This window comes from Georgenia muralis (assembly GCF_003814705.1).
GTDB classification, from domain to species: domain Bacteria; phylum Actinomycetota; class Actinomycetes; order Actinomycetales; family Actinomycetaceae; genus Georgenia; species Georgenia muralis.
Genome location: NZ_RKRA01000001.1, coordinates 1,700,689 through 1,720,404 on the forward strand (window position 1 = coordinate 1,700,689; position 19,716 = coordinate 1,720,404).

Here is a 19,716-nt window from a genome sequence, read left to right on the forward strand (position 1 = left end):
GATGAGATGGACTTCTTCCTGTTTTCCAAGATCGGCCAGATGATCCTGGCCGTCCTCGTCTTCGCGGCCGTCGTCGCCCTCCTCATGGTGGTCGCGCGGCTCGCGGACAAGTACGCCGGGCGCTCCCGGACCGCCTGGGCGCTGCTCGTCTTCGCCGGTCCCGCGGCGCTGCTGCTGGGCGTCGGCCTCATCTACCCCGCGATCCGCACGACGACGATGTCGTTCATGGACAACCGGTCGGAGAACTGGGTCGGCCTGGCCAACTACGACTACGTCTTCAACAACCCCGACTCCATCCAGTCGTTCGTCAACACGTTCTGGTGGGTCTTCCTCGTCCCGATCGTCTCGACGTCGGTCGGGCTGCTCTACGCGATCCTCGTGGACGGCAAGCGGTTCGAGAAGCAGGCCAAGTCGCTGCTGTTCATGCCGATGGCGATCTCGTTCGTGGGCGCCGGCATCATCTGGAAGTTCGTGTACGAGTACCGCGGGGCGGAGCAGACCCAGATCGGCCTGCTCAACGCGATCCTCGTGGGCCTGGGTATCGAGCCGGTCCGGTTCCTCCAGGACGGCCCGTGGAACACGTTCTTCCTCATCCTCATCATGATCTGGATCCAGGCCGGTTTCGCCATGGTGCTGCTCTCGGCGTCGATCAAGGCGATCCCGAACGACATCGTCGAGGCCGCCCGTCTGGACGGGGTCAACCCGTGGCAGATGTTCCGCTCGATCACGGTGCCGTCCATCCGGCCCACCCTCGTGGTGGTCCTCACGACGATCTCGATCGCCACGCTGAAGATCTTCGACATCACCCGCACCGTCACCGGCGCACGGTTCGGCACCCAGGTGCTCGCGAACCAGATGTACGACCAGTCGTTCACCTTCGGCAACAACGGCGTCGGCTCGGCGACGGCGGTGATCATCTTCGTCCTGGTGATCCCGATCATCGTCTACAACGTCCGCCAGATGCTGAAGAACAAGGAGGTCCGGGGATGACCAGCAACCCGACCGCGCTCGCGACGCCCGCGTCGGCCGAGACGGCCCGTCAGGCCCCGCGCGTCTCCGCCGCCTCCCGCACCAAGACGATGCTGACCTCCAAGATCGCCTCCGCGGTCGCGATCATCATCGCGTTCGTGTGGACGGTGCCGACGGTGGGCCTGCTCGTCAGCTCGGTGCGCCCCGAGGGGCAGATCCGCACGACGGGCTGGTGGAGCTTCTTCACCGACCCCACCTTCACGATGGAGAACTACCAGGAGGTCCTCTTCGGGCGCGCGTCCTCCGGCGCCCTGGCGAACTTCTTCATGAACTCCCTCACCATCACCGTGCCCGCGACGGTCATCCCTCTGGTCATCGCGACCATGGCGGCCTACGCGTTCTCGGTGATGCAGTGGAAGGGCCGGGACACCGTCTTCGTCATCGTCTTCGCCCTCCAGATCGTGCCGCTCCAGATGGCGCTCATCCCGCTGCTGCGGATCTTCTCGGGCACGGAGCTGGCGGACAACTTCCCGTTCCTGCCGATCTGGGTGGCACACGCCTCGTTCGGTCTGCCGCTGGCGATCTTCCTGCTGCACAACTTCATGTCCGAGGTGCCCAAGGAGCTCATCGAGGCGGCCCGCGTCGACGGCGCCGGGCACGTCACGGTGTTCTTCCGGGTGATGATGCCCCTCATGGTCCCCGCCATCGCGAGCTTCGCGATCTTCCAGTTCTTGTGGGTGTGGAACGACCTGCTCGTCGGGCTGACCTTCTCCGGCGGCAACAACCAGATCCAGCCGCTCACCGCGCGCCTGTCCGAGATGGCCGGCTCGCGCGGGCAGGACTGGCACCTGCTCACCTCCGGCGCGTTCGTCTCCATGATCGTCCCGCTCATCGTGTTCTTCGCGCTGCAGCGGTACTTCGTGCGCGGCCTCCTGGCCGGCTCCGTCAAGGGCTGATCCGCCGGGCGGAAGGTCCCGCGCGCACCGAGGCCGTCGTGCCCCACCCTGGAGGTGGAGGCCGGCGGCCTCGGTACGTCAGGCGGCCGTCGGACGCCGTGCCCGACGGGTGGAGGTCTCAGATGGGTCACGCCGACCTGCTCGGTGGCACCCTCCCGGTGCTGACGTTCGGCCGCGGTCCGGACCTCGTCGTCCTGCCCGGCCTCGAGGCCGCAGGCGGCAACCCGGCCGGCCTGGCCCGCCGGATGGAGGAGGCCCGCTACGCGGCGTACGCGCGGTCGCGGACCGTGCACGTGGTGCGCCGTCCGGTCGGTATCGCACCGGGCACGACCATGGCCGACCTCGCCGGCTCCCTCGCCGCCGCGATCACCGCGGACCTCGGCGCACCCGTGGACGTCATGGGCGTCTCCACGGGCGGGTCGCTCGCCCTGCAGCTCGCCGTCGACCACCCCCAGGTGGTGCGCCGGCTGGTGCTGGTCTCCGCGGCCGCGCGGCTCTCCGACGACGCCCGCGCCACCCAGCGACGCTGGGCCGAACGGGTCCGGGCCGGCCGTCGTCGGCAGGCGGCGGCCGGCCAGGCCGAGCTCATGGGCGGAAGCGCGGGAGGCGTCGCGTTCTGGCGGGCGGCGCTGTGGCTCGGCGCCCCGCTCGTGGTCCCGGACGAGCCCGCCGACCTGCTGCGCACGGTCGAGGCCGAGGACTCCTACGACGTCACGGCCCGGCTCGGCGAGGTCGCCGCGCCCACGCTGCTGGTCGCCGGGGCCCGCGACCGCAACTACGGTGCCGACCTCCTGCGCCGCACCGCGGCGCGGATCCCGGGCGCCCGCCTGCGCCTCCACCCGCGCTACGGCCACGCCGCCGCGACGAGCAGCCGCCGCGTGCCGACGATGGTGCTGGACTTCCTCGACGAGTGAGCTCGCAGCCCTCGCGGTGCCGTCCCCGCACGTCAGGGGACGAGCAGGACCTTGCCGAACACCGCGCCGTCGCGCAGGAGCGCGTGGGCGCGCTCGGCCTCGGCCAGCGGCACCCGCTCCTGGACGAGCGGCCGCACACGCCCGTCCTGGACCATCGGCCAGACGTGCTCGCGCACCTCGGCGACGACCGCGGCCTTCTCCTCGACCGGCCGGGCCCGCAGGGTGGTGGCGTGGATGCTCGCCCGCCGGGTCATGAGGGCGCCGAGGTCCAGCTCGCCGCGCCGGCCCTGCTGCGTGCCGATGACCACGAGGCGGCCGCCGGTCGCGAGCATCTCGACGTTGGCGGCCAGCGCGCCGGCTCCGAGGACGTCGAGGACGACGTCGACGCCGCGGCCGTGGGTGGCCTCCCGCACGGCCGCCGTGACGTCCTCCCTGCGGTGGTCGACGGCGACGTCGGCGCCGAGCTCGCGGCACCGCGCCGTCCGGTCCGGGCCGCCCGCCGTGGTGAGGACCCTGGCGCCCAGCGCCGCGGCGATCTGGATCGCCGCCGAACCGACGCCACCGGAGCCGCCATGGACCAGCACCGTCTCGCCCGCGTGCAGCCCGCCGGTCATGACGAGGTTCGACCAGGCCGTGCACACGGCCTCGGGCAGCGCCGCGGCGTCGACCAGGTCCACCCCCGCGGGGACCGGGAGGAGCTGGCCGGCGGGCACCGCCACGAGCTCGGCGTAGCCGCCGCCGGCGAGGAGGGCGGCCACCTCGTCGCCGACCGCCCAGTCCGTGACGCCCTCGCCCACGGCGGCCACGGTGCCGGCGGCCTCCAGCCCCAGGACGTCGCTCGACCCCGCCGGGGGCGGGTAGTGGCCGGCGCGCTGGAGGAGGTCGGCCCGGTTGACCCCGGCCGCCGCGACCCGCACGACCACCTCGCCCGGTCCGGGCGACGGGTCGGGCAGGTCACTGACCGTCAGGGCCTGGTCGTCGGTCACGGTGATGGCGCGCATGCGGGCCATCCTGCCGGGAACGGCACCGGCGTGCGGCCCCTAGACTTGGGCGGCGTCGCCGTCGGGCTCCGGGGGCGGCGAGGAGGGCTGACAGAGCGGCCGAATGTGACGGTCTTGAAAACCGTTGTGCGCTAACCCCGCACCAAGGGTTCGAATCCCTTGCCCTCCGCCGTGCGGGCCAGGCCCGACGGTCGGTGGACCGGCACGTCCCGACATGGCCCGGCCCTTGACGGGGCGGTGCTCGCCGGGCAGGTTCGCGGCATGGGCGAGGACCGTGAGGCGATCTACTTCGACGGCCCCGCGGCGTGGCGGTCCTGGCTGGAGGAGAACCACGCCACCGCGCGGGAGGTCTGGGTCGGCTACTGGAAGAAGAGCAGCGGCCGGGCCGTCCTGACGTGGAGCGAGGCGGTCGACCAGGCCCTCTGCTTCGGCTGGATCGACGGCGTGCGCCAGAGCGTCGACGACGATCGGAGCAGGCAGCGGTTCACCCCGCGGCGCACCAGGAGCAGCTGGAGCCGGATCAACGTCGCCAAGGTCTCCGCGCTCGAGGAGCAGGGCCTCATGACGCCGGCGGGCCGTGCCGCGTTCGAGGCGCGGACGTACACCTACGGGAACGACGCGGTGGAGCTGTCCCCCGCGTACGCCGAGCAGCTCGCCGCCTCACCTCGGGCGCAGGAGTTCTTCGAGGCGCAGCGGCCGTCGTACCGCAAGATCGCGACGCAGTGGGTCATGTCGGCCAAGCGGGAGAGCACCCGCGACCGGCGGATGGCCGAGCTCGTGACCGACTGCGAGGCGGGCCGGCTGATCCGTCCCCAGCGCTACGGCGACGGCGCCGGGTAGCGCCTGCCCCGCGTGGCGCCGGCACCGGTCGGCGCCGGACCGCTGACCCGCGCGCGGACCTTCGGCCCGGCACGTGCTGCGCCGGTCCGGTTGTATGGGGGGCACCAGCCCCCTACGGAAGAAGCCATGGACGTCGAACCCGCACGGCCCGCCGCCACCGCGCCCTCCGTGCGCTGCCCGTTCTCGCTCACGGCCGAGCCGGTCGCCCACATGCTCAACCTCGAGCTCGCCGACCACCCGGTCTACGACGGCCTCGAGCTGCAGTGGTTCGACGACGACGTGCACGGCACCGGCATGCTCGCCTTCCTCTCGCGCCGCGCCGGCCGCGCGGTGGACTACTACGCCCAGCCGGGGCTGCGCCTCGACCCCGCCGGCTACCGGATCGGGGGCGGCACGCGGTCGTGGAACGAGACCGAGTTCGCCGTGGCCCGGCTCGAGGTCGCCGACGACGGCGTCGACGCGCACGTGCGGTTCACCGACGTCGACGGCCGCGCCGTCGAGGTACGCGTCCTCGACCGCGACGGCCGTCGGCGCCACCGGGCGACGCTGCTCGCCCCGGTGAGCGCCGCCGTCGAGCGCCCCGAGTCGATGCTCCTGGTGTGGCTGACCGACTTCGACCTCGTCCATGTCGGGCCGACGCCGCCGGTCGTGCGCATCGATGGGCAGGACGCGGTCATCGGACGGCTCCCGGGGGACGGGCTGCACCGCCGTCACCTCATCAAGTACGCGGGCTCGCTCTGCGCGGTGACGCTCAACCGCAGCCAGGACGGCCCGCTGGCCGGCGACGCGACCGACGGCGCCCCCACGCAGAGCACTCACGTGCCCGGCGACGCCGGCACCGCCGTCCTCGTTGCCGACGCCGACGGGCACCGCGCCCGGGTCGTGCTCGACCCGGCACTGCCCGACCTCACCACGCTCGCGGAGGGGGCCAGGACGACCGGGCGCTGGCACGTCACCGTCGACGGGGCCCGCCTCACCGGCGGCCGGTGGTGGGTGCGGCGCATCGGCGGCCTCATCGACCTGCGGCTGGACGTGGACGAGCGGTGGCGGCCCCGCCGGCTGCCCCTGCTCATGCGGGTGGTCACCACCGTCGCCCCGGTGTTCCGGCGCTGGCCCACCACCTACCGGTGGCGCGCGCGGGTCGAGCTCGGCCCGGAGCCGGCGATGACCTCGAGGTGGGAACGGGTCGGCGGCGAGCGAGGGGCCGGGTACCGCCGCCTCACCGGCTCCTGACACCAGTGACCTCGACACCGTTGCGGTGACCTCCGCGCCATCGGTGCGTGGTGCACGTCAGAGACGCGGACCGTCCGGGGTGGGGGGACATCCAGCCAGCATGTCCTCCTCGCGGGAGAAGAACGGGACGTCGGGGTAGGTCTCGCGCACGCGGATGACGTCGATCGTGGCGAGACCGAGCCCGGCAGGCCCGGGCAGCAGCAGCCCGAGGATCCGTGCCTTCTCGCAGCGGAAGCCCGCCGTCCCCAGGACGACCCGCCCGTACCCCTCCACGATGCCCGAGAGCCGGCCCGGCTTCGTGTACGGGTCCTGCCGGTAGTACGCGTAGAACCCGCAGGTGCATCCCGCAAGGCCGTGCGTCGTGCTGATCTCACGCACGGACGACGTCCGTACGACGATCCGTCCGTCGGGCCGCTGCTCGACAACGCCCCCGTCGTGGCGGCACTGCGCGCGGTTCTCGCCCGGCTCCCAGACCTGGTTGTGGAAGACACCGGTGAGGTGGCCCTCGGTCGTCGCCCCGAACGAGCGCCGGCCCCGGACCGAACCGAGCACGAGAGCGGGACCGCCGAACTCCTCAGCCTCCATCGTCAGGCCGGGATCTCCTCGGGAGTGGGAGACGGCTCCGGAACCGGGGTCTCCCTCGGCAGGGGCTCGAGCTCGATCTCCTCCTCCTCCTCGCCGATGTCACCCAGTTGCGGGTCGATCGTCATGTCGCTCTCCTCCCGGGTCGGATAGACGGGCACGCTCGCCGCACACGGACGGCGATGCGGGCCACGTGGTGCACCGATCATGTGACGTCCGTCACTGTTTGGCAACCGGTGCCCCGAGCGCACGTCCGTCTGATCGTCACGACCATGGGCCGGCCTCATGCGTGACCTGGACGAACGTACTAAGCAAAAACCATGACGACGGCAACCTCTTGGCGAACCGGGACCTCGGTCCCCTGTACGCCTGTGCAGTTTCGGGTTGACTCATGTCATCCGGTTCTCGAGGACGAGGCGAAGGGCGACGAGGATGACGTTGAACACCACCGTGACGCAGGAGTACCGCGTCGCGTCGGAGGTAGGCAACCTCCGCCAGGTGATCCTGCACCGACCAGGACGAGAGATGTCCAGGCTCACGCCGTCCAACAAGGACGAGCTGCTCTTCGACGACGTGCTGTGGGTCGCCAGGGCGCAGGCCGAGCACGACCGGTTCGCCCAGGTCCTCACCGAGAGGGGGATCGAGGTCCTGTACCTCGAGCAGCTCCTCGCGGAGTCCCTGGAGAACGTCGATGCCCGCAGGTACGTCCTCGACCACGTCGTCGACGAGCGGGTCTACGGTCTCGGTGCCATCGACTCCATCCGCAACCACGCGGACAACCTCGACAGTGCCACGCTGGCCAGCCACCTGATCGCCGGCGTCACCAAGCGCGAGCTCCTCGAGGAGATCGTCGAGCCCGACTCCATCGCCCTGCAGATCATGGCCCCGGACGACTTCGTGCTCGCGCCGCTGCCGAACCACCTGTTCACCCGGGACACCTCCTGCTGGGTCTACGACGGCGTCGCCGTGAACTCCATGCGCAAGACCGCCCGGATGCGGGAGACGGTCAACTACGAGGCGATCTACCGCTGGCACCCGCGGTTCGCCACCTCCGCGCACCACGTCTGGTCCCCCGGGACGGCCGGCGGTGTCGCCACCGTCGAGGGCGGCGACGTCCTCGTGATCGGCAACGGCTCTGTCCTGATCGGGCTGAGCGAGCGCACCTCCCCGCAGGGCGTCGAACGGCTCGCCGCCAAGCTCTTCGCCGAGGGGTCCGCTGAGCGCGTCATCGCGCTGCGGATGCCCGAGGCACGCGCCTTCATGCACCTGGACACCGTCATGACGATGGTCGACCAGGAGTCGTTCACCAAGTACGCCGGGCTGGGCATGCTGCCGTCCCTGACCATCCGGCCCGGGGCCACGCCCAAAGAGCTCTCTGTCACCACGCACGCCGAGGAGGACATGCACAAGGTGATCGCCGGGGCCATCGGCCTGGACGACATCCGCATCCTCACCACCCCGCAGGACGCCCACGCCGCCGAGCGTGAGCAGTGGGACGACGCCTGCAACACCCTCGCCATCGCACCCGGCGTCGTCGTCGGGTACGAGCGGAACACCACCACCAACGCCTACCTGCGGGCCAACGGCGTCGAGGTCCTCGAGGTCCCCGGCACCGAGCTCGGGCGCGGACGCGGAGGTCCGCGTTGCATGAGCTGCCCCACCATCCGAGAGGAGATCTGAGCAATGTCCCAGGACCAGCTGACCTACGAGGCAGTCGCCGACCCGGTAGGCGTCGGATCGCCGCCCCACGCGCTGCACGGCCGCAGCTTCCTCAAGGAGCTCGACTTCACCCCCGACGAGTGGCGCTCGCTGCTCGACCTCTCCGCCGAGCTCAAGGCCGCGAAGAAGTCCGGCACCGAGGTCCCCCGTCTCGTCGGCAAGAACATCGCGCTCATCTTCGAGAAGACGTCGACCCGCACCCGGTGCTCCTTCGAGGTCGCCGCGTTCGACCAGGGCGCTCACGTGACCTACCTGGACCCAGCCGGCTCGCAGATGGGGCACAAGGAGTCCGTGGCTGACACCGCCCGGGTGCTCGGCCGCTTCTACGACGGCATCGAGTACCGCGGCAAGAGCCAGGAGGCCGTCGAGGTCCTCGCCGAGAAGTCGGGAGTGCCGGTGTGGAACGGCCTCACCGACGAGTGGCACCCCACCCAGATGCTCGCCGACCAGCTCACCATGCGCGAGCACTGCGGCAAGGCCGACGGCGACATCGCCTTCGCCTATCTCGGTGACGCCCGCAACAACGTGGGCAACTCGCTCCTGATCGCCGGCGCCATGCTGGGCATGGACGTGCGCATGGTCGCGCCCACGTCCTTGCAGAACACCCCGGAGATCGTCGCCAAGGCGCAGGAGATCGCCGCCGCCACCGGTGCGCGCATCACGGTCACCGACGACGTGGCAGCGGGCGTCAAGGGTGCCGACTTCATCTACACCGACGTCTGGGTCTCCATGGGCGAGCCGAAGGAGGTCTGGGACGAGCGCATCGGCCTGCTCAAGGACTACCAGGTCAACGCCGAGCTCATGGCCGCCACCGGCAACCCGGACGTGAAGTTCCTCCACTGCCTGCCGGCCTTCCACGACCGCGGCACCAAGGTCGGGGAGGACATCTTCCAGAAGACCGGCATGACGGCGCTCGAGGTCACCGACGACGTGTTCGAGTCCTCGGCCTCCGTCGTCTTCGACCAGGCCGAGAACCGCATGCACACGATCAAGGCCGTCATGGTCGCCACGTTGGGGAGCTGAGCATGCGCATCGTCGTAGCACTCGGCGGGAACGCCCTCCTCGAGCGCGGTCAGATCGCCGACGCCCGCGCACAGCAGGCCAACGTCGAACGCGCCGTCAAGGCCCTGGCGCCGCTCGCCGAGAACCACGAGCTCGTCCTCACCCACGGCAACGGCCCCCAGGTGGGCGTCCTCGCCCTCCAGTCGGCGAACGACACCACCCTGACCGGGCCCTACCCGTTCGACACCCTCGGTGCCATGACACAGGGGATGATCGGCTACTGGATGTTGCAGTCGCTGCAGAACAACCTCCCCGGACGGCACGTCGCGTCGATCGTGAACCAGACCCTCGTCCTCGCCGGTGACCCTGCCTTCGACAACCCCACCAAGTTCGTCGGTCAGGTGTACGACGAGGTGGGGGCCGAGCGGGTCGCGGCGGAGCGCGGCTGGGTGATGAAGCCGGACGGCGAGTACTTCCGTCGCGTCGTCGGCTCACCGAAGCCGCAGCGGATCGTCGAGACCCGGATCATTCGGACCCTCATCGAGTCCGGTGCTGTCGTGGTCTGCGCCGGTGGCGGCGGGATCCCCGTCATCCGCGACGAGCGGGGCCTGCGCAAGGGCGTGGAGGCGGTCATCGACAAGGACCTCACGGCCGCCGTGCTCGCCGAGGCGATCGAGGCCGACTTCCTCATGATTCTCACCGACGTCCCCGCGGTGCTCGACAACTACGGGACGCCGGAGCAGATCGAGATTCCCCGCGCGACCCCGTCGTTCATGCGCAAGAAGGGATTCGCTGCCGGCTCGATGGGGCCCAAGGTGGAGGCAGCCTGCCGGTTCGTCGAGCTCACGGGCGAGTCAGCCGCCATCGGCCGGCTCGAGGACGCCGAGAAGATCATCTCCGGCGAGGCCGGAACCATCATCACGCCCGGCGGGAACTACGGCGGGCCGGACGACATCCGTCCCCCGCTACCCGAGCCCGTCGAGACCGCCTTCATCCGCCGCGCCTGAGCGGCCCGTCCAGCACCACCCCGCCGCGGACCCGCGGCGCAGCAGACCAGCCCGTCCTGTGGTGGGCGGGAGAGGTGCACGGCGACGTGCACGGATATCGAGGAGTGAGTTTCGAGATGCCAAAGATCGTCAACTCGTGGAACGACTTCGACCCGCTCAAGCACGCGATCGTGGGCCGGGCCGACTTCAGCATGATTCCCCCGGAGGAGCCGGCCACCTCGGAGAAGGTGCCGGTGGACTCGGAGATGCGGGGGATGTGGGGCCCGCGCCCGACCGAGACGGTGGAGAAGGCCAACGAGCAGCTGGACAACTACGTCGCGGTGCTCGAGAAGCACGGGGTCAAGGTCGACCGGCCCACGCCGCTGCAGTGGAACCAGCACATCCAGACGCCGGACTTCCGCAACGACTCGATGATGACGGCGATGCCGCCGCGGGACATCCTGCTGACCATCGGCAACGAGATCATGGCCTCGGCGAACTCGTTCCGGTGCCGGTACTTCGAGTACCTGGCCTACTGGCCGCTGATGAACGAGTACTTCGAGAACGACCCGGAGTTCAAGTGGTCGCAGGCCCCGCGCCCGCGGCTGACGGACAAGTCGTACAAGCACAACTACTACGACGAGAAGATCTCCCTCGAGGACCGGCTCATCCGGACCGCGAACAAGGACTTCGTCACCACCGAGGTCGAGCCGATGTGGGACGCCGCGGACGTCATGCGGGTGGGTAAGGACCTGTTCATCCAGCACGGCCTGACCACCAACCGCAAGGCGATGGAGTGGTTCAAGCGGTACTACCCCGACCTGCGGGTGCACTCGGTGAACTTCCCCGGCGACCCGTACCCGATCCACATCGACGCCACGTTCGTGCCGCTGCGCCCGGGCCTGATCATCAACAACCCCCACCGTCCCCTTCCCGTGGAGCAGCGGGCCATCTTCGAGGCCAACGACTGGCAGATCGTCGAGGCCGCCAAGCCCGCCCACGACGGCCCGCCGCCGCTGTGCTACTCCTCGGTGTGGCTGTCGATGAACTGCCTGGTCCTGGACCACAAGACCGTCGTGGTCGAGGAGTCCGAGGTCTACCAGGCTGAGCAGATGGACAAGCTCGGCATGAACGTCATCCCCGTACCCTTCCGCGACGCCTACCCCTTCGGTGGCGGCCTGCACTGCGCCACCGCGGACGTCTACCGCGAGGGCGGCATGGAGGACTACTTCCCCAACCAGGTCGAGGACCCCACCCTCGTCTGACCTGATCCGCGTGGGCGGCCGTGCCGAGCGACCGGCCGCCCACGCCGGCAGAGGTGGTCCCGCCGGACCACGCCGAGCCAACCCGACGCTGGGCGCCTGGTGCGAGGGCCTGTGCGCAACAGGACGCGTGCGCAGCCCCGAAACGGCAGCACTCGGCCAAGATCTTGTGACCAGGACCTCGGTCCCCTGGACGAGCGTCCAGGAGTTGCTTCACTTGGTTGTCGGGCAGGCGCCCGCAGCAGACCAGCCCGTCCTGTGGTGGGCGGGAGAGGTGCACGGCGACGTGCACCGACCAAGAGGTGCGCGACGACGCGCACGGATATCGAGGAGTGAGTTTCGAGATGCCAAAGATCGTCAACTCGTGGAACGACTTCGACCCGCTCAAGCACGCGATCGTGGGCCGGGCCGACTTCAGCATGATTCCCCCGGAGGAGCCGGCCACCTCGGAGAAGGTGCCGGTGGACTCGGAGATGCGGGGGATGTGGGGCCCGCGCCCGACCGAGACGGTGGAGAAGGCCAACGAGCAGCTGGACAACTACGTCGCGGTGCTCGAGAAGCACGGGGTCAAGGTCGACCGGCCCACGCCGCTGCAGTGGAACCAGCACATCCAGACGCCGGACTTCCGCAACGACTCGATGATGACGGCGATGCCGCCGCGGGACATCCTGCTGACCATCGGCAACGAGATCATGGCCTCGGCGAACTCGTTCCGGTGCCGGTACTTCGAGTACCTGGCCTACTGGCCGCTGATGAACGAGTACTTCGAGAACGACCCGGAGTTCAAGTGGTCGCAGGCCCCGCGCCCGCGGCTGACGGACAAGTCGTACAAGCACAACTACTACGACGAGAAGATCTCCCTCGAGGACCGGCTCATCCGGACCGCGAACAAGGACTTCGTCACCACCGAGGTCGAGCCGATGTGGGACGCCGCGGACGTCATGCGGGTGGGTAAGGACCTGTTCATCCAGCACGGCCTGACCACCAACCGCAAGGCGATGGAGTGGTTCAAGCGGTACTACCCCGACCTGCGGGTGCACTCGGTGAACTTCCCCGGCGACCCGTACCCGATCCACATCGACGCCACGTTCGTGCCGCTGCGCCCGGGCCTGATCATCAACAACCCCCACCGTCCCCTTCCCGTGGAGCAGCGGGCCATCTTCGAGGCCAACGACTGGCAGATCGTCGAGGCCGCCAAGCCCGCTCACGACGGCCCGCCGCCGCTGTGCTACTCCTCGGTGTGGCTGTCGATGAACTGCCTGGTCCTGGACCACAAGACCGTCGTGGTCGAGGAGTCCGAGGTCTACCAGGCTGAGCAGATGGACAAGCTCGGCATGAACGTCATCCCCGTGCCCTTCCGCGACGCCTACCCCTTCGGTGGCGGCCTGCACTGCGCCACCGCGGACGTCTACCGCGAGGGCGGCATGGAGGACTACTTCCCCAACCAGGTCGAGGACCCCACCCTCGTCTGAGCCAGCACGAACGAGGGGGTGCACCAGGGTGCACCCCCTCCCGGGGGCCAGCCGCCCTCGACCCCAGCAGAACCGACCTCCCGTCTTACCGGGCAGGACCCGCGAAGGAGCGGAATCGCCATGCAGTCGTCAAGCCGCACCAAGCTCACCGGCTTCGCCATCATGTTCCTGTCCTCCAGCCTCATGGGCGGCATCGGTGCCTTCGCCCGGTACATCGAGGCTCCGGGACTCTTCATCTCGTTCGCCCGCAACCTGGCGGGTCTGGTCCTCATGACCCTCATCTTCACGGTCGGGCGCAAGTACGTGAGGTTCCGCGGGTTCCGCCTCACCCCCGCGCTCGTCGCCTCCGGGGTCTTCCTCGGCCTGCTCTCCGGCCTGTACGTGATGTCCACCCAGATGACGACCCTCGCCAACGCGGCGTTCCTCATCTACACCGGGCCGATCTACTCCACCATCCTCGCGAGCATCTTCCTCAAGGAGCCGTTCACGAGGGCGACGGCGATCTCGCTCTCCTCGGTGTTCGTCGGGTGCCTCCTCATCATCGGGATCATCAACTATTCCGCCGGCGCCGGGTTCACCGTGTCGCTCGACCTCGATCCCAAGTACTTCGCGGGCAACATGGTCGCCCTCGCGTCGGGCGTGGCGTACGGCCTCTTCCTCTTCGTGAGCCGATACCGCACCGACGTCGAGTCCGACGTGCGGGCCTACACCAACTTCACCTTCGCCGTCATCACCCTCGCGGTCATCAACGTCGTGAAGGTCCCGGACCTGGGCGGGATGACCGCCCGCGGCTGGCTGGTCCTCGCCGTCGCCGCCTTCGTCACCGGCGCCGGTGCGTTCTACTTCCTCACCGTCGCCTCGAAGATCCTGCTCGCCGGCGAGCTGGCGACAATCTCCTACCAGGAGACGATCATGGCGACGATCCTCGGCGTCGCCCTGTTCAGCGAACCGCTGTCGTTGATGCAGATCCTCGGTGGCGTGCTCATCATCGTCGGTGGCCTCTCGCAGATCCTCTTCTCCACCAAGAAGGCACCGGAGCTCACCGAGGCCTTCACCCAGGGCGGGGTGGCCGGCGGCAGGCACGACGACGGCGCAGCCACCACGGTCGGGAGCGATCCCGACGCCCCGGGCGTCGTCCGGCCCGAACTCGTCGTCCCGAACAACGTAGGAGCCGAGACGAAATGACGACCGAGACCGTCTACATGGAGGACCTCGACGCCTTCACCTACCGCGAGCGCATCGCGGCCGGTGCCCCGGTCCTCATCCCCGTGGGGTCGATCGAGCAGCACGGCCCCCACATGCCGCTGAACACCGACGTGCTGCTCTCGCGGGCGATGGCCGGCGCCGTCGCCGGAAAGACCGGGTCGCTCGTCGCGCCGGCCATGGTCTTCGGGTACAAGTCCCAGCAGCGTTCGGGCGGGGGCAACCACCTCACCGGGACGACCAGTCTCGACGCCGCCACGGTGGTGTCCGTCGCCAAGACGCTGGTGCTCGAGCTCGCCCGCCACGGGGTCCGCAAGGTCGCCTTCGTCAACGGGCACTACGAGAACTACCAGTTCCTCTACGAGGGGGCCGACCTGGCGCTGCGCGAGCTCCGGCTCGACGGCGTCACCGACCTGACGGTCGTGCTCCTGTCGTACTGGGACTTCGTCGGTGACGACGTCATCGCGGAGCTCTACCCCGACGGCTTCCCCGGCTGGGACCTCGAGCACGGCGGGGTTCTGGAGACCTCTCTCATGCTCCTGCTCCACCCCGACCGCGTCGACATGACCCGGGTGGCCGACATCGCGCCGGCGCAGCTGCCCAACTACGACGTCCTCCCGGCCCGGCCGGAGATCACACCCGAGTCCGGGTGCCTGTCGTCCGGTGCCGCCGGGACCGCGGAGAAGGGCAGGCTGCTCCTCGACGGCGCGGCAGCGGGCATGGTCGCAGCCCTCCGTCACGAGTTCGGGGTCTGATCGCCGTGCTCCGCAGATTCTCGGCCGCCGTCTCCCCGGACGGGCTGGTAGCGCGCCCCGTCGGTGAGAGTGCAGACCCCGGGGACGCGCAGGTCGACAACGTCCGAAGAGACGTGGAGGAGACGCTCCACCCCATCCCGGAGGCGCAGCGGACCACACGGGTCGGGGGCCAGTTCTGGATCTGGGCCGGAGCGAACATCGCTCCGATCAACTGGGTCCTCGGCGCGCTCGGCATCAACATGGGACTAGGCCTGTGGGACACCTTCGCCGTCCTGGCCGTCGGCAACCTGATGGGCATGGTCGTCTTCGGCTTCTTCGTGCTGCTGGGCCAGCGCACGGGAGTGACCGGCATGGTCCTCGGACGCGCGGTCTTCGGGCGCCGCGGCAACTATGTGCCGGCGGTCATCCAGGCGGTCGTGGTGATCGGCTGGTGCGCCGTCAACACCTGGATCGTCCTTGACCTGGTGCTCGCTCTCTTCGGCGAGATCGGCCTGGTTGACCCCAGCCTGGACAACTACGGCTGGAAGTTCGGGGTGGCCGCCGCCGTCATGCTCGTCCAGGTGACGATCGCGCTGTTCGGCTACCGGGCGATCGCCGCCTTCGAACGGTGGACCGTCCCCCCGACGATCGCGATCCTCATCGCGATGTCGATCGCGGCCTGGTTCTTCATGGACATCGACTGGTCCTACTCCGGCCCTCCCGGGGGAGCGCTGGCCGGCTGGGACCGGATCGGCGCGATGTCGACCGTGATGACGGCCATCGGCGTCGGCTGGGGCCTGACATGGCTCACCTACGCCTCCGACTACTCCCGCTTCGTCAGCAGGGCCGTCCCCCGGCGGAAGCTCTACCTCGCCTCCGCCGGGGGCCAGATCCTCCCGGTGCTGTGGCTCGGGCTCCTCGGGGCGACCCTGGCCACCACCAACGGCTCGATCGACCCCGGCCAGCTCATCGTCACCAACTTCGGCACGCTGGCCATCCCGGTCCTGCTGCTCGTGCTGCACGGGCCCATCGCCACGAACATCCTCAATATCTACACCTTCACCGTGACGGTCCAGAGCCTCGATCTCCGCATCGGCAGAAGGGCCCTGAACATCGGGGTGGGCGCGGCGGCCATGGGCGCGGTCACCGTGTTCGTGTTCTCCACCAACATCGCGCACTCGCTCGACGCATGGCTCTCCGCCTCCGTGGGCTGGACCTCCACCTGGGGCTCGATCGTGGCGGTGCGGTACTACCTCCTCGACCGCCGCTCCACAGACTTCACACACTGCTTCGACCCGGTGGGCACCAGCAGGCTCAGGGACGTCGACTGGCGGGCGCTGACCGCGTTCGGCGTCGGGCTCACCAGCGCGTGGCTGTTCATGCAGGGCATGGTGCCCGCACTGCAGGGCCCGGTCTCCAACGCGCTGCGCGGGCTGGACCTGTCCTGGTTGGCCGCCGCCCTGAGCTCGGGCGCCGTCTACTACCTGCTCGTGCGCCGCGACCCGTCGTTGCGTGCTCCTGCCGCCCCCGTCGCTGTCCGGCCGACGGTGCGAACGCCGGCCGCCGGCGTGCCCGACGCACCTCACCTCGCGGAGACGTCATGAGCGCCACCCACCTCGCCCCGGCCGAGCGGTGGACGAGCCCGACCTGTCCCGATGGCCTGACGCCCGAGCAGAAGGCCGAGGTGCTCATCCAGGCGCTGCCCTGGCTCGAGCGCTTCGCCGGCGGCCGGGTCGTCATCAAGTACGGCGGGCACGCCATGGTGGACGAGCGGCTCCACCGGGCGTTCGCCGAGGACGTGCTGTTCCTCCACCGGGTGGGCATGCGGCCCGTCGTGGTCCACGGCGGCGGCCCGCAGATCTCCCGGATGCTCGACCGGCTCGGGATGACCACGGAGTTCCGCGGCGGCTTGCGGGTGACCACCCCCGAGGTCATGGACGTCGTGCGCATGGTCCTCACCGGGCAGGTCCAGCGCCAGCTGGTCGGGCTGCTGAACGCCCAGGTCGCCCACGCCGTCGGGATCTCCGGCGAGGACGGTGGGCTCTTCCGGGCCCGGCGCACCGGGGCGGTGGTCGACGGCGAGACGTTTGACGTGGGTCTGGTGGGTGACGTCGTCGTGGTGAACCCCCAAGCCGTGGAGGACCTCCTCGCCGGCGACCGGATCCCGGTGATCTCCACGATCGCCCCTGACGTCGACGACCCCGGCCGCGTGCTCAACGTCAATGCTGACACCGCCGCGGCCGCGCTCGCCGTCGCCTTGGGTGCGCGCAAGCTCGTCATCCTCACCGACGTGGAGGGCCTCTACCCTCGGTGGCCCGACCGGTCCTCGCTGCTGCGGCGGGTCTCGGTCTCCCAGCTGGAGGCACTGCTGCCCGCTCTGCAGTCCGGGATGGCCCCGAAGATGGCCGCCTGCTTGCGCGCGGTGCGTGAGGGGGTGCCCCAGGCCCACGTCATCGACGGCCGGCACGCCCACTCGATGCTCGTGGAGATCTTCACCGAGGAGGACATGGGGACGATGGTGCTGCCGGACGGTGTGGCATGAGTGCCGTGGCCCAGCAGCTCTGGCCGGTGCCGGAGCTGTCCGAGGGGCGCTGTGGTGCTGCCGGATCGCCCACCCTGCGGGTGCTCGAGGGCCTCGTCCGCGACGTGACCCAGGCGGAGGACCTGGTGCTCGTCACGACCGTCCCCGGCGGGGGTGCGCTAGCCGCCGCGGCCATCGACCGTGCCCAGATCGCCCCCATCGTCGGTACGGTCGCGGGTGAGGCCGCCGTGGTGGCGAGGACACGATCGCCGTTGTCCGCGCAGGTGGTGGCACGCTATCTGCGGAGCGTGGCCCGCGGCGCGGCGACGGAGGGACGGTTGGGATGAACGGGATGAACGGACAGCCACGCACGACGGTCGACCGTCGGTCACCTGCCCGGCAGGGCGTGTCGGACAAGGGCGGCCGACGGCGCGCCGAGATCGCCGAGGCGGCCGCCGCGATCCTGCGCGAGGAGGGGCCTGCCGGCGTCTCGCACCGCACGGTCGCCCGCCGGGTGGGCTGCTCGCTGTCGCTGACGACCTACTACTACGAGAGCCTCGACGAGATGCTGGCCGAGGCCGGCCGCATCAACATCGGCCTGTGGGCGTCTCGCGCCGAGGCGGTCGCCGAGGCGGCCGAGAGCGAACCGCCACCGACCGGCCCGGACGCTGTGACCGCGCTCGTCCTGCGTGCCTGCCTGCCCGCCGGGGACGAGCTGCTCGGCCACTACTTGCAGCTGATCGCCGCCGCGCGGGCGATCCCGGTCACGCGCGCGTACCGCACCGGGCGAGACCGTCTCAACGGTGCGCTCGTTCGCGTGCTGCGCCAGGTCCGCAGCGAGTGCCCACCCGAGCTCGTCATCGCCGTCGTCGACGGCGCGGCCGTCTCGGCGCTCAGCGAGGGCCGGGACGTCCGCGACACTGCTGCGCAGCTGCTGCGGCACGTGCTCTGACGGTCGACCTCGACCTCGACCTCGTCCACGTCGGGCTGACGCGCCCGGTCGTGCGCATCGAAGGACGCTTGAACCCCCGCCAGGACGGCCCGCCGGCCCCCCGCCGGGTGAGCCGTGCGTTTTTGACCGGCGCACCGGTCCGGGTAACCTGTGGGAGGGACTTGGAGACGTCGCATAGTCAGGTCTAGTGCGCATCCCTGCTAAGGATGTGACGGGGTAACCCGTCCGTGGGTTCAAATCCCACCGTCTCCGCCAGCGTCCCGAAGGGGGCCGCGAACCTCGGTTCGCGGCCCCTTCGGTCTCCGCGGCGTGGGGAACGGACCGCTCCGGGTACCCGACAAGACGCTCCACATCGCGCGGAACGTGGGCACTGGCGGTCGCCGCAGGTCCGCGGTCCGGCGTCTGGTGGGTCCGCGATGGCCCGATGAAGGCGTCGCCGCGCTGGTTGCGGACCTTCGGACCTGGTTCTCCGGGGGCCGCCCACCTAGCGTGGAGGTCGGCTCCTGGAGCTCGGAGGTCACCATGGCAGCTTCAACCCGAGACCGTCCGGCACGAGGGGCTCGCCGCGTCGGGTACGTCGTCTCGGTGGTGGTCAACGCGGCCCTGCTCGTGGCCGTGAACGGATGGCCGGGCTGGGAGGTGCTGCCCTTCCTCACCGCCGACACCCGGCAGGTCCTGGGCCTGGTGAACGCCTCGATCCTGCTCACCCTGGCCGTGAACCTCGTGTACATCGTCAGCGACCCGCGATGGCTGAGGGCCCTCGGTGACCTGATCACCACCACGGTCTCGATCGTCGTGACGGTGCGGATCTGGCAGGTCTTCCCGTTCGACTTCGCGGGCAGCGCCTTCGACTGGGGCCTCGTCGCCCGCATCCTCCTGGGCCTGGCGATCGGCGGCAGCGTCATCGCCGCGGTCGTCGCGCTGGTCACCCTGGTCAGGGCTACGGCCTCACCGTCGGACCGGGGGGCGCGGAGCGGCGGCACCTGGCGGCACGCGTAGTTGCAGCACGGGCTCGGCCGCCCGCGCTCCCGACACCCGACACTCGACGCCCGGATGTGCCCCCGCTACCGTCGTCCTCGTGGTCGACGCCGCCGGCGTGGCCGCCGTCGTGGCCCTCGTGGTGGCGGCCTACCTCCTGCCCGAGGACCTGCTGGCCGGCGAGCTCTCCGGCGACACTGCGCGCGACATGCGCTACGCGCTCGGGGTGCTCGTCGCGACCGCGGCGGTCTCGGCCTACCACGGGTCGGTGTTCCGCCAGGACCGCGAGCTCGTTCCGCCGACGCCGGAGCTGCTGGCGGGTCCGCGGTCGGTGGTGCTCGTCGGTCCCGCGGACGACCACCTCGCCCGAGCTGCCGAGTGAGCAGAGGAAG

At 70.2% G+C, this 19,716-nt stretch carries 21 protein-coding genes and 2 tRNA genes; 20 read left to right on the forward strand and 3 right to left on the reverse strand.

The annotated features are described in order from the left end of the window. Positions 1-6 precede the first annotated feature (6 nt). The 3 genes from EDD32_RS07490 to EDD32_RS07500 all read left to right on the forward strand — a co-directional run bounded on the left by EDD32_RS07490 (position 7) and on the right by EDD32_RS07500 (position 2,839). Entirely contained in the window at positions 7-990 is a 984-nt protein-coding gene (locus EDD32_RS07490; protein WP_123916317.1) for a carbohydrate ABC transporter permease, read from the forward strand. Next, on the forward strand, positions 987-1,925 hold the full coding sequence (locus EDD32_RS07495; protein WP_123916319.1) for a carbohydrate ABC transporter permease: 939 nt from the start codon (positions 987-989) through the stop codon (positions 1,923-1,925). Before EDD32_RS07490 ends, EDD32_RS07495 begins: the two co-directional genes overlap by 4 nt. A 122-nt stretch (positions 1,926-2,047) precedes the next feature. Further along, on the forward strand, positions 2,048-2,839 hold the full coding sequence (locus tag EDD32_RS07500) for an alpha/beta fold hydrolase (protein ID WP_123916321.1): 792 nt from the start codon (positions 2,048-2,050) through the stop codon (positions 2,837-2,839). Between the two features lie 32 nt (positions 2,840-2,871). On the opposite strand, the gene EDD32_RS07505 is transcribed toward EDD32_RS07500, so the two are convergent. Further along, the gene (locus EDD32_RS07505) at positions 2,872-3,840 is read right to left on the reverse strand and encodes an NAD(P)H-quinone oxidoreductase (RefSeq protein WP_123916323.1); all 969 of its coding nucleotides are present in this window, start codon (positions 3,838-3,840) and stop codon (positions 2,872-2,874) included. 81 nt (positions 3,841-3,921) lie between these two features. On the opposite strand from EDD32_RS07505, the gene EDD32_RS07510 reads away from it, so the two are divergent. From EDD32_RS07510 to EDD32_RS07520, 3 genes are all read left to right on the forward strand, one after another. Beyond that, a tRNA-Ser gene (locus EDD32_RS07510) sits at positions 3,922-4,009 on the forward strand. A 92-nt stretch (positions 4,010-4,101) separates the two neighbouring features. Then, complete coding sequence (locus EDD32_RS07515; RefSeq protein ID WP_123916325.1) at positions 4,102-4,680, forward strand: YdeI/OmpD-associated family protein; 579 nt, start codon at positions 4,102-4,104, stop codon at positions 4,678-4,680. 126 nt (positions 4,681-4,806) lie between these two features. Beyond that, positions 4,807-5,913, forward strand: coding sequence for a hypothetical protein (locus tag EDD32_RS07520; protein ID WP_123916327.1), 1,107 nt, complete (start codon positions 4,807-4,809; stop codon positions 5,911-5,913). Between the two features lie 57 nt (positions 5,914-5,970). Here the strand turns inward: EDD32_RS07520 and EDD32_RS07525 are convergent, their stop codons facing one another. Together EDD32_RS07525 and EDD32_RS19765 are read right to left on the reverse strand one after the other, a co-directional pair. Further along, a complete protein-coding gene (locus EDD32_RS07525; protein WP_123916329.1) occupies positions 5,971-6,498 on the reverse strand; it encodes a hypothetical protein in 528 nt (175 codons plus the stop codon). A gap of 2 nt (positions 6,499-6,500) precedes the next feature. Further along, complete coding sequence (locus EDD32_RS19765; protein WP_281274864.1) at positions 6,501-6,623, reverse strand: hypothetical protein; 123 nt, start codon at positions 6,621-6,623, stop codon at positions 6,501-6,503. A gap of 370 nt (positions 6,624-6,993) precedes the next feature. Here EDD32_RS19765 and EDD32_RS07530 point away from each other — a divergent pair, with 370 nt between their 5' ends. From EDD32_RS07530 to EDD32_RS07595, 14 genes are all read left to right on the forward strand, one after another. Continuing rightward, entirely contained in the window at positions 6,994-8,175 is a 1,182-nt protein-coding gene (locus tag EDD32_RS07530) for an arginine deiminase (RefSeq protein WP_342771427.1), read from the forward strand. Positions 8,176-8,178: 3 nt separating this feature from the next. Then, the gene (gene argF / locus EDD32_RS07535; protein WP_123916333.1) at positions 8,179-9,237 is read left to right on the forward strand and encodes an ornithine carbamoyltransferase; all 1,059 of its coding nucleotides are present in this window, start codon (positions 8,179-8,181) and stop codon (positions 9,235-9,237) included. Positions 9,238-9,239: 2 nt separating this feature from the next. Next, positions 9,240-10,223, forward strand: a complete 984-nt coding sequence (gene arcC / locus EDD32_RS07540) for a carbamate kinase (RefSeq protein WP_123916335.1) — start codon at positions 9,240-9,242, stop codon at positions 10,221-10,223. 116 nt (positions 10,224-10,339) lie between these two features. Beyond that, the gene (locus EDD32_RS07545; protein ID WP_123916337.1) at positions 10,340-11,467 is read left to right on the forward strand and encodes a serine/threonine protein kinase; all 1,128 of its coding nucleotides are present in this window, start codon (positions 10,340-10,342) and stop codon (positions 11,465-11,467) included. Positions 11,468-11,808: 341 nt separating this feature from the next. Further along, positions 11,809-12,936, forward strand: coding sequence for a serine/threonine protein kinase (locus tag EDD32_RS07550; protein WP_123916337.1), 1,128 nt, complete (start codon positions 11,809-11,811; stop codon positions 12,934-12,936). Positions 12,937-13,056: 120 nt separating this feature from the next. Next, complete coding sequence (locus tag EDD32_RS07555; protein ID WP_211338768.1) at positions 13,057-14,121, forward strand: DMT family transporter; 1,065 nt, start codon at positions 13,057-13,059, stop codon at positions 14,119-14,121. Continuing rightward, positions 14,118-14,894 carry a creatininase gene (locus EDD32_RS07560; RefSeq protein ID WP_123916338.1) on the forward strand — a complete coding sequence of 259 codons (777 nt, stop codon included), beginning with the start codon at positions 14,118-14,120 and terminating at the stop codon, positions 14,892-14,894. Before EDD32_RS07555 ends, EDD32_RS07560 begins: the two co-directional genes overlap by 4 nt. Before the next feature lie 113 nt (positions 14,895-15,007). Continuing rightward, positions 15,008-16,477, forward strand: a complete 1,470-nt coding sequence (locus EDD32_RS07565; RefSeq protein WP_246006035.1) for a purine-cytosine permease family protein — start codon at positions 15,008-15,010, stop codon at positions 16,475-16,477. Further along, entirely contained in the window at positions 16,474-17,415 is a 942-nt protein-coding gene (gene argB / locus EDD32_RS07570) for an acetylglutamate kinase (RefSeq protein ID WP_123916340.1), read from the forward strand. The genes EDD32_RS07565 and argB overlap by 4 nt, the downstream gene beginning before the upstream one ends. Then, positions 17,412-17,741 (forward strand): arginine repressor, encoded by a 330-nt coding sequence (locus EDD32_RS07575; protein WP_123916342.1) that lies wholly within the window; start codon positions 17,412-17,414, stop codon positions 17,739-17,741. Before argB ends, EDD32_RS07575 begins: the two co-directional genes overlap by 4 nt. A 5-nt stretch (positions 17,742-17,746) precedes the next feature. Then, positions 17,747-18,346, forward strand: a complete 600-nt coding sequence (locus tag EDD32_RS07580; protein WP_123916344.1) for a TetR/AcrR family transcriptional regulator — start codon at positions 17,747-17,749, stop codon at positions 18,344-18,346. 163 nt (positions 18,347-18,509) lie between these two features. After that, a tRNA-Ser gene (locus EDD32_RS07585) sits at positions 18,510-18,601 on the forward strand. Between the two features lie 267 nt (positions 18,602-18,868). After that, positions 18,869-19,345: a hypothetical protein gene (locus EDD32_RS07590; protein WP_123916346.1), complete on the forward strand. Its 477-nt coding sequence runs from the start codon at positions 18,869-18,871 to the stop codon at positions 19,343-19,345. A 79-nt stretch (positions 19,346-19,424) separates the two neighbouring features. Further along, positions 19,425-19,706, forward strand: a complete 282-nt coding sequence (locus EDD32_RS07595; RefSeq protein ID WP_123916348.1) for a hypothetical protein — start codon at positions 19,425-19,427, stop codon at positions 19,704-19,706. Positions 19,707-19,716: the final 10 nt, after the last annotated feature.

Coding starts and splice junctions, on each gene's coding strand:
- EDD32_RS07525 (WP_123916329.1), bottom strand. CDS start 6,498: ATGGAGGCTGAGGAGTTCGGCGGTCCCGCTCTCGTGCTCGGTTCGGTC.
- EDD32_RS07560 (WP_123916338.1), top strand. CDS start 14,118: ATGACGACCGAGACCGTCTACATGGAGGACCTCGACGCCTTCACCTAC.
- EDD32_RS07575 (WP_123916342.1), top strand. CDS start 17,412: ATGAGTGCCGTGGCCCAGCAGCTCTGGCCGGTGCCGGAGCTGTCCGAG.
- arcC (WP_123916335.1), top strand. CDS start 9,240: ATGCGCATCGTCGTAGCACTCGGCGGGAACGCCCTCCTCGAGCGCGGT.
- EDD32_RS07580 (WP_123916344.1), top strand. CDS start 17,747: ATGAACGGACAGCCACGCACGACGGTCGACCGTCGGTCACCTGCCCGG.
- EDD32_RS07550 (WP_123916337.1), top strand. CDS start 11,809: ATGCCAAAGATCGTCAACTCGTGGAACGACTTCGACCCGCTCAAGCAC.
- EDD32_RS07520 (WP_123916327.1), top strand. CDS start 4,807: ATGGACGTCGAACCCGCACGGCCCGCCGCCACCGCGCCCTCCGTGCGC.
- argF (WP_123916333.1), top strand. CDS start 8,179: ATGTCCCAGGACCAGCTGACCTACGAGGCAGTCGCCGACCCGGTAGGC.
- EDD32_RS07500 (WP_123916321.1), top strand. CDS start 2,048: ATGGGTCACGCCGACCTGCTCGGTGGCACCCTCCCGGTGCTGACGTTC.
- EDD32_RS07490 (WP_123916317.1), top strand. CDS start 7: ATGGACTTCTTCCTGTTTTCCAAGATCGGCCAGATGATCCTGGCCGTC.
- argB (WP_123916340.1), top strand. CDS start 16,474: ATGAGCGCCACCCACCTCGCCCCGGCCGAGCGGTGGACGAGCCCGACC.
- EDD32_RS07545 (WP_123916337.1), top strand. CDS start 10,340: ATGCCAAAGATCGTCAACTCGTGGAACGACTTCGACCCGCTCAAGCAC.
- EDD32_RS07515 (WP_123916325.1), top strand. CDS start 4,102: ATGGGCGAGGACCGTGAGGCGATCTACTTCGACGGCCCCGCGGCGTGG.
- EDD32_RS07505 (WP_123916323.1), bottom strand. CDS start 3,840: ATGCGCGCCATCACCGTGACCGACGACCAGGCCCTGACGGTCAGTGAC.
- EDD32_RS07495 (WP_123916319.1), top strand. CDS start 987: ATGACCAGCAACCCGACCGCGCTCGCGACGCCCGCGTCGGCCGAGACG.
- EDD32_RS19765 (WP_281274864.1), bottom strand. CDS start 6,623: ATGACGATCGACCCGCAACTGGGTGACATCGGCGAGGAGGAGGAGGAG.
- EDD32_RS07555 (WP_211338768.1), top strand. CDS start 13,057: ATGCAGTCGTCAAGCCGCACCAAGCTCACCGGCTTCGCCATCATGTTC.
- EDD32_RS07590 (WP_123916346.1), top strand. CDS start 18,869: ATGGCAGCTTCAACCCGAGACCGTCCGGCACGAGGGGCTCGCCGCGTC.